The 3545-nt window shown below is 46.1% G+C and carries 2 protein-coding genes; one reads left to right on the plus strand and one right to left on the minus strand.

What is annotated here, in order from left to right:
• Positions 1–214: 214 nt before the first annotated feature.
• Positions 215–1504, plus strand: a complete 1290-nt coding sequence (locus tag NJ959_RS27300; protein ID WP_254014909.1) for a dihydroorotase — start codon at positions 215–217, stop codon at positions 1502–1504.
• A 53-nt stretch (positions 1505–1557) separates the two neighbouring features.
• Here the strand turns inward: NJ959_RS27300 and NJ959_RS27305 are convergent, their stop codons facing one another.
• A complete protein-coding gene (locus NJ959_RS27305; RefSeq protein WP_254014910.1) occupies positions 1558–3429 on the minus strand; it encodes an iron uptake porin in 1872 nt (623 codons plus the stop codon).
• Positions 3430–3545 lie beyond the last annotated feature (116 nt).

The following is a 3545-nucleotide window of genomic DNA, read 5'->3' on the forward strand; positions in this document are numbered from 1 at the left end:
GTGGGGAGTGGGGGAAGCAGTGAAGAGTTTCCTGTTCCCTGTTCCCTGTTCCCTGTTCCCTGAAAGACAAGATGTAAATCACACACCATCATGCCCTATGTCCTATGTTTAGTACACCATTTTCAAGTAAGAGTTGGGGAATTATTTTCTTAGTTAGTCGTCAGCAGTTGTTGTCGATCGTGCCTAACCCCCCATCCGTTGATCCCCAATCCCTATGAATAGTGAACTGCTTCAACAAGTCCGGGTTATTGATCCGGTTTCTGGAAATGATAAACTGGCTGATGTGCTGATTGCAGAGGGTTTCATCAAAGCCGTGGAACCGAAAATTGCTCATTACCCAGCTAATACAGTGGTGAGGGATTGCCGGGGACTTATTTTAGGACCTGGGTTAGTAGATTTGTATAGTCATTCTGGAGAGCCAGGATTTGAAAGGCGGGAAACCTGGTTATCGCTTCTAGCCGCAGCAGCAGTAGGTGGCTTTACTCGGTTGACTATTTTGCCTGATACTGTGCCTGCGGTGGATAATTTGGCTGGATTGGCTAGATTGCGCCAACAAGAATTTGAGAATAAACATATTTCTTCCCTTTTCCCTCTCCCGCCGTCTCCCCCTCATGTTCATTATTGGGGTGCGATAACTTTAAAGCAGGAAGGGCAACAAATGACAGAGCTTGCTGAGTTAGCATCTGGGGGAGTTGTTGGTTTTGCTGATGGGTGTGGGCTATCAAATTTGGCTTTAGTCAGGCGGGTGTTGGAATACCTAGAGCCTTTTGGTAAACCTGTGGCGCTGTGGGCTTGTGACTCTAAACTGGTGGGTGATGGGGTGATGCGAGAAGGGGCTGGCTCTATTCGCTTGGGCTTGCCGGGAAATCCTGCGATCGCGGAATCTGCTGCTTTGGCTGCCCTATTGGAAGTTATCGCTGTTACAGGTAATCCTGTTCATCTGATGCGGATTTCTACTCGTCGCGGTGTTGAGTTAATTCGAGATGCTAAAGCAAGGGGATTACCTGTGACGGCGAGTACTACTTGGATGCACTTGCTTTTTAATACGAAGGATTTGAACAGTTACAATCCAAATTTCCGTCTGGAGCCTCCTTTGGGCAATCCATCTGACCAAATTGCACTAATTGAGGGGGTGCGAGAGGGTATTCTAGATGCGATCGCAATCGATCATTCTCCTTTCACCTACGAAGAAAAGACTGTCCCCTTTGCTGAAGCTCCTCCCGGCGCGATTGGTTTAGAATTAGCCCTACCTTTACTTTGGCATACCCTAGTTGAGAAAGGTGGCTGGTCAGCTTTGCAACTGTGGCAATGTCTTAGCACAAATCCGGCATTTTGTCTGCAACAAGAGCCAGCCGCGATCGCACCTGGAAAACCTGCGGAAGTGCTTCTGTTCAATCCCCAACTGACTTGGAGAGTGGGGACAGACACTCTCAAGTCTCTGTCTACTAATACCCCCTTGCTAGGGCAACAGATCGTAGGGCGTGTCGTGCAAACCTGGTGTTAGGCTCAGGAGGTTCTAGAAACCCGGTTTTTCAGAAAAACCGGGTTTCTGACATTCTAGAAACTAAAGGTAGTTCGGATAGCCCCAATCACCACGTCTTTATTATCGCTATTGTGATCCGGGGCAGTCAGCCAGATAATTCCAGGTGTGATGGAGATATTATCTGTGAGTTGATACTGATAGAAGGCTTCGATATGTAAGGAAGTATCTGGATCGTCACCTATTTGAGCTTTCAGCGCATTACTAACATCGGTAACTTTTGGCTCCATCCCGATAATTAAACCCGCCACATTACCCTCTTTGCCCAAGTCTGGTGCTGCTAAAGTAACCGCCCAATTCCATACTTTTAAATCTCCTCGATCAATTGTTCCACCCAATGTAGATAAAGTGCGAGTGGCTGTGTAACCAACCCAACCCCCTAAGACTAATTTAGGACTAACCTGGAATGAGCCTTGTAAGCCGTAAGCATTGCTTGATGTGGGTAAACCTAATCCACTAAAAGGTTGTAATGCAGTTGGTAAATTAGAGTTATCTGCTAAAGCGGAACGTAGATTAGCACGATTACTACCTGCACCGAGATCGCTATTATAAGCGTGGACGTAAGTTAAACCCAAGGTAAGTTTATCAAAGGGTTTGAAGGTTAATTGTGCCATCGCCCCGTAAGCACCGTTGAATAAACCTGCATCTTCTCCTGGATTAGCTGCATCACTGGCTAAATAGCCTAAACTCAGTTCGAGAGCATCACTGAATTCATGTTTGATCCCTATTCCAGTACCATCAACCAACTTATAAATTGGGTTACGGGTGCCAAATTGAGAAATCGCTCCGCTATCACCATCCCCATCAATATATGGGTTGACGGTATTAGCAAAATCATCCGGTGCGCCAGCATTAGCTTCTAAAACAATTGTAGTTTTCTCGCCCAGAGGAAACTGATAGAGCAACGCATCAATTTCTACATTATTGCCGCCCCCAGTACCAAAAGTGCCATCAGCGAATCGTAAATCTCCCTCTGGAGTGAAGGTGGAAGTACCAGAAAATGCAGCTAAGTTTGAGGCTTGGAGTCGGGTGCGTAGTAAGTCTTTCCCTGTGAAACTAGTGTCAAAATTGAGCCGAACGCGATCGCCAAATGCGGTAACTTTATCTATATCACCACCTTGAGCATTTTCTCCTCCGGCTACACCTGCTAGGGCAAATATTGCTGCACCGTTAAGTTTGGTTGTGGCGGAAAATTGATGATCTTCTAAAAAGCTTGTCCTTCCTTCCAGGTTATCAACTCGCCCTCCTAATGTTTGTAATTCGGCTTGAAATTCTTGCACTAGCCGTCGCAAACTTACCAAATCTCCATTGTCAACATTACCACCACTAGTGTTATTACCAATCAGACGTTCGAGTTGATTCAAACAAGCATTCAAGCCAGCGGCGAATTCATATCGCGTCATCGCCCGATTACCGCGAAAAGTGCCATCAGGATAGCCTGCTATACAACCATAGCGTTCAACGAGCGATCGCAATGCTTCATAAGCCCAGTCTCCGGGAGATACATCCCGCAGTTGAGATACATTCGTCACTTGAGACATGGAGTCTGTATCTTGGCTGTATTGGTCAATTTGTCCTAGGATACTACTCGATTGGTCCGCGAGCTGATCTAACTTACTTCGATCCGTTTGTGCCGCCGACTCTTCTGCCTTAATAGGATTATTCTGCAATATAGATGTAGTATTGATATCCGACAACTGAGAAATTGCTCCCTGGCGATCGCTATTTTCTGCCACAGGATTACTAGGAGGATTAGTCGGATTGACGATTCCTCCCGCCTCTGTGTCAGTGGATAGAGCATCTGAAGCTGATGCACTGTGGGCAATTCCTAAGATTACACCCAGAATGACTGGGCTGATGCGCAGGGTATTTAAGAAAATTTTTGACACGATTAATCCTCACACTTGATGACACTCTTACAGATTATCCGAGAGCCTATTGATAATCTATCTTATAAGAAAATAGCCTGAAAACCCCGTGACTTGAGTCCGGGGATGAAAGGCAT

It is taken from the genome of Limnofasciculus baicalensis BBK-W-15 (assembly GCF_024178385.1).
Lineage (GTDB): Bacteria > Cyanobacteriota > Cyanobacteriia > Cyanobacteriales > Coleofasciculaceae > Limnofasciculus > Limnofasciculus baicalensis.

Excerpts from the sequence above, each read along its gene's own strand:
- NJ959_RS27300 (WP_254014909.1), top strand. The coding sequence starts at position 215 with ATGAATAGTGAACTGCTTCAACAAGTCCGGGTTATTGATCCGGTTTCT.